This window comes from Microbacterium sp. Bi128, from assembly GCF_918698205.1.
On sequence record NZ_CAKKMM010000306.1, the window covers coordinates 1 to 4,998 of the forward strand.

The 4,998-nt window shown below is 67.6% G+C and carries 5 protein-coding genes; 3 read left to right on the top strand and 2 right to left on the bottom strand.

What is annotated here, in order from left to right; genetic code table 11:
- Positions 1-118: 118 nt before the first annotated feature.
- Together sufB and LQV45_RS17690 are read right to left on the bottom strand one after the other, a co-directional pair.
- On the bottom strand, positions 119-1,582 hold the full coding sequence (gene sufB / locus LQV45_RS17685; protein ID WP_223917411.1) for a Fe-S cluster assembly protein SufB: 1,464 nt from the start codon (positions 1,580-1,582) through the stop codon (positions 119-121).
- Complete coding sequence (locus LQV45_RS17690; RefSeq protein ID WP_230008145.1) at positions 1,582-2,373, bottom strand: metalloregulator ArsR/SmtB family transcription factor; 792 nt, start codon at positions 2,371-2,373, stop codon at positions 1,582-1,584. The genes sufB and LQV45_RS17690 overlap by 1 nt, the downstream gene beginning before the upstream one ends.
- A gap of 243 nt (positions 2,374-2,616) precedes the next feature.
- On the opposite strand from LQV45_RS17690, the gene LQV45_RS17695 reads away from it, so the two are divergent.
- From LQV45_RS17695 to LQV45_RS17705, 3 genes are all read left to right on the top strand, one after another.
- Positions 2,617-3,585, top strand: a complete 969-nt coding sequence (locus LQV45_RS17695; protein ID WP_230008146.1) for an ABC transporter ATP-binding protein — start codon at positions 2,617-2,619, stop codon at positions 3,583-3,585.
- Positions 3,582-4,394 (top strand): ABC transporter permease, encoded by an 813-nt coding sequence (locus LQV45_RS17700; RefSeq protein WP_230008147.1) that lies wholly within the window; start codon positions 3,582-3,584, stop codon positions 4,392-4,394. Before LQV45_RS17695 ends, LQV45_RS17700 begins: the two co-directional genes overlap by 4 nt.
- A 7-nt stretch (positions 4,395-4,401) precedes the next feature.
- On the top strand, positions 4,402-4,998 hold a 597-nt coding region (locus LQV45_RS17705; RefSeq protein ID WP_230008148.1), incomplete at its 3' end, for a heme A synthase.

The following is a 4,998-nucleotide window of genomic DNA, read 5'->3' on the forward strand; positions in this document are numbered from 1 at the left end:
GCCTTGGACTCCGCGGCGTTCAGCGGTGAGAGGCTTTCGCCTTCCTCGGTGAAGCCGTTGATGAACGGCTGGGCTGAGGGCGCGCCGATGCGGGCCTTTTCAGTAGTGATGTCAGTCATTAACCGACCGATCCTTCCATCTGCAGTTCAATCAGTCGGTTCAGCTCGAGGGCGTATTCCATCGGCAGTTCGCGGGCAATCGGCTCGATGAAGCCGCGGACGATCATCGCCATGGCCTCGTCTTCGCGCATGCCGCGGGACATCAGGTAGAACAACTGCTCCTCGCTGACCCGCGAGACCGTGGCCTCGTGGCCCATCGTGACGTCGTCCTCGCGGATGTCGATGTACGGGTAGGTATCCGACCGGCTGATGGTGTCCACCAGGAGGGCGTCGCAGCGGACCGTGTTGGCCGAGTGCTTGGCGCCTTCGCGGACCTGGACCAGGCCGCGGTAGGCAGCACGGCCGCCGCCGCGGGCCACGGACTTGGAGATGATCGAGCTCTTGGTGTTGGGCGCGATGTGGACCATCTTGGAGCCGGTGTCCTGGTGCTGGCCTTCGCCGGCGAACGCGATGGACAGGGTCTCGCCCTTGGCGCCTTCGCCCACGAGGTAGACGGCCGGGTACTTCATGGTGACCTTGGAGCCGATGTTGCCATCGATCCACTCCATGGTGGCGCCCTCTTCGCAGATGGCGCGCTTGGTCACCAGGTTGTACACGTTGGTGGACCAGTTCTGGATGGTCGTGTAGCGGACGCGGGCGCCCTTCTTCACGATGATTTCCACGACGGCGGAGTGCAGCGAGTCCGAGGTGTAGATCGGCGCGGTGCAGCCTTCGATGTAGTGGACGTAGGAGTCCTCGTCGGCGATGATCAGCGTGCGCTCGAACTGGCCCATGTTTTCCGTGTTGATGCGGAAGTAGGCCTGCAGCGGGATGTCCACGTGGACGCCCTTGGGCACGTACACGAAGGAACCGCCGGACCAGACGGCCGTGTTCAGCGACGCGAACTTGTTATCGCCCACCGGGATGATGGTGCCGAAGTACTCCTGGAAGATCTCCGGGTGTTCGCGCAGCGCGGTGTCGGTGTCCAGGAAGATGACGCCCTGGGCTTCCAGGTCCTCGCGGATCTGATGGTAGACCACTTCAGACTCGTACTGGGCGGCGACGCCGGAGACGAGGCGGCTGCGCTCGGCTTCCGGGATGCCCAGCTTCTCGTAGGTGTTCCGGATGTCCTCGGGCAGGTCCTCCCAGGTGGCGGCCTGCTTCTCGGTGGAGCGCACGAAGTACTTGATGTTGTCGAAGTCGATGCCGGACAGGTCCGCGCCCCAGGTGGGCATGGGCTTGCGGTCGAAGTACTTCAGGCCCTTGAGCCGGAGGTCGAGCATCCATTCCGGCTCGTTCTTCTTGGCCGAAATATCGCGAACAACGTCCTCATTGATGCCGCGGCGGGCGTTGGCCCCGACGTCGTTCTTGTCGGCCCAGCCGTACTCATAGGTGCCAATTCCGTGGAGCTCGGGATTCTTTTCCAGAATCTCCGAAATCACAGTAGAGTCAGCAACCTTCTTCTCTGATAGTTGGTCCGTCATCACGGCCTTTCTTGGAGATGGTTGGATACTTCGTCCGGGTTGACCGGTGCAGCGGGACTGGGAGTCCCGACGGCGGCCGGACGGCCCGTAGGTATGTGGGTGGTGCAGACGTGCCCGCCGCGCGCCAGGGTGGACAGCCGGCGCACATCGACGCCGACCAGCCGGGAGAACACTTCGGTCTCCACGTCGCAGAACACGGGGAACTGGGCAGCCAGGTGCTGGATGGGGCAGTGCCCCTGGCAGAGCTGGACGCTGGAGAGCGCCGCCGGGAGCGGGGCCTTGGCTTCGATCGACTGCGCCGAGGCGACGAACCCGTCGCGGCTCAGCGCCGCGGAGAGAGCCTGGGCGCGGGCCGTGATGTCCGGTCCGGCCTGCTCGATCTCCGGTGCGTAGCGGCGTTCCATGTCGGCGAACCGCTCGACGGCGAACTGCCGGACCGCCTCGGGGCCGGCCGCCTCGCCGAGTCGGCGCAGCGCCACGGAGGCGATGTCGAGGTAGTCGTTGCCCAGGTTCGACTGGCCCTGGGAGCTCAGGACGTAGCGGCGGGCGGGCCGTCCGGCGCCGGCACCGGCGCGGGCAACCCGCTTGACCTCAATCACTCCGGTGCGCGCGAGGTGGTCCAGGTGGCGGCGCACGGCGGCCGGAGTGAAGCCCAGGAGGTCGCCGAGTTCGGCCGCGCTGATGGGTCCGTGCTCCAGCACCGCGTTCAGGACGCGGTCACGCGTGCGCTCTTCGGCGTCGTGCGTGTGGGTGCCGGCAGCCGCGGGAACGGCGTCCGGAACGGCCGCCACGTGTACCCGGGCAGGCCGGACGCGCGCGGCGCCGCGCCCGGACGGGACTGCGGACGCAGCGGCTCCGGACACAGGGCCTCCGGACACAGCTGCTCCAGACACAGCGGCTCCGGACACAAGGGGGCTCATGGAATACACAACACAATCATGTCGTAATTTAGTCCGGCATTCCAGTAAGGCATGGCTTGCCTGCGGGACGCCCCCTCCGGGGAGCCGACGTACTACATCGCGTAGAATGCTGTGGTGCGATCTCCCGAATCCCCCGTTCTGACCATCAGCGGGCTTGTCAAGGATGTTGGTCCACTGCCCACCCTCGACGGCAAGATGCTGCGCGTGGTCAGCGGCCTTTCCCTCATCGCCGAACGCGGCCAAGTCACGGCCCTGCTCGGCGCCAATGGCGCGGGCAAGACCACCACCATCGAATGCGCCCAGGGGCTGCAAAAGCGCACCGCCGGCGCCATCAGCCTACTCGGCCACGATCCGGATTCGGCCGGCGCGGGCCTCCGCGCCCGGGTGGGCGTGATGCTGCAGGACGGCGGCCTGCCGCCGTCGGCCCGGCCCATCCCCCTGCTGCGGCACATCGCAGGCATGTACCAGGACCCGTGGCCGGTGGATGAACTCATCGGCCGCCTGGGCATCGACTCCTTCAGCCGCACCAACGTGCGGCGCCTGTCCGGCGGGCAGAAACAGCGCCTCGCCCTGGCCGCGGCGCTGGTCGGCAATCCGGAGGTCCTGTTCCTCGACGAGCCCAGCGCGGGCCTCGACCCGCAGTCCCGCCAAATGGTCTTCGATCTCATCTCCGAACTGCGGAACAGCGGCATGGGCATCATCCTGACGACGCACCTGATGGACGACGCCCAGCGGCTGGCGGACTACGTCTACATCATCGACGCCGGCCGCAACGTCGCCGAGGGCACCGTCGCCCAGCTCCTGCGCCACCAGCTCCCGGTGGGCGACGCGTCGCAGCACATCCGCACCTTGTTGTTCGAAACCGAACCAGGCCTGGACTTCGCCGGCGTGCTGCCCGACGGCGTCGACGTCACCGAGGCGCGGGCCGGCAGTTACGCCGTGACCGGAGCCCTGACCCCCGCCGACCTCGCCGCGATCACCGCGTGGTGGGCCCAGCGCGGAATCATGCCCAGCTCTCTGAGCCTTGAAGCGCGCAGCCTCGAGGACGTCTTCCTGGACATCTCCGGAAGGGAGATCCGATGAACCGCGTAACAGGTGGTGCCCCGCTGGAGAGCGCACGCCGTGCCGGCGCGCCCCCCGCCGCGCATGGCAGCGCGCCCGCTTCCCTGCTGCGCCGCATCCTGCTGCAGGGGCAGTACGAAACAGTCACCATGCTCAGGAACGGCGAGCAGCTGATCCTCGCGATCGTGCTGCCGCTGCTGGCCATGGTCGGGCTGACCGTGACGCCGCTGCTGGACGGGCTCGGTTCGAGCCGCATCAATGTCGCCGTCCCCGGCATCCTGGCCCTGTGCGCCATGTCCACGGCCTTCACCGGGCAGGGCATCTCCACCGGCTTCGACCGCCGCTACGGCGTTCTGCGCTTTCTTTCCACGACACCCCTGGGCCGCACCGGCCTGATTGCGGGGAAGGTCCTGGCCGTCCTGGCGGTGCTGTTCCTGCAGGTGCTCATCGTGACCGCGGTGGCCGTGCTGCTGGGCTGGCAGCCCAATCCCGCGGGCTGGCTGCCCGGGCTGGCCATCCTGATCCTCGGCGCCGCCGCCTTCACGGCACTCGGGCTGCTGGTCGCCGGGACGGTCCGGCCGGAGGCGACCCTGGCCATCACCAACCTGCTCTGGATCCTGCTCGGCGCGCTGGGCGGAATCGTGATTCCGGCCGAACGGCTCCCGGCGCTGGCCCAGGCTGTGGTGCATTTCCTCCCCTCCGGCGCGCTGGGCCAGGCGCTGAGGGATGCTTTCCTGTACGGCAGCGTCAATGGTGCCGCCGTTCTTGTCCTGCTGCTCTGGACGGCGATCGCCGGCGGCGCAGCAACCCGTTGGTTTAAGTGGAATTGAGAAAACTGTGAGCACGGCGTCACGAACTCCCCGGATTGTCTCCGGAATCACCTCCCGGCTGCCAGTCCGCGTCGATAAGACGGTCAGGCGGCTGGCCGTGCTGTCCCTCATTGGCCAGATCGTCCTGGTGGTGACCGGCGGTGCCGTCCGCTTGACGGCCTCGGGCCTTGGCTGCCCCACGTGGCCGCGCTGCACGGAGGGATCCCTGACGACCACCCCGGAAATGGGGATGCACGGAATCATCGAATTCGGCAACCGGCTCCTGACGTTTGCGCTGGCGGCCGTCGCCGTGATGATGCTGGTCTATCTGTGGAACCTCCGCAAGGAGCGCCGCGACCTCTTCCTGCTGGCCCTCGGCCTGCTCGCCAGCATCCCGGCCCAGGCCGTCATCGGCGGCATCACGGTGCTGACCCAGCTGAACCCATGGGTCGTAGGCCTGCACTTCCTCGTGTCCATGGCCCTCGTGGTCCTGGCGACCCTTCTGGTGAACCGGGCGTACGGCCGCACGGGCAAGGCCCGGACCGTGCAGCTTCCCGCCCTGCCGGGCGTTGCCCGCCCGGTGATGACCGCCGTCGCGGTCCTCTCCGCCGTCGCGGTCTGCCTC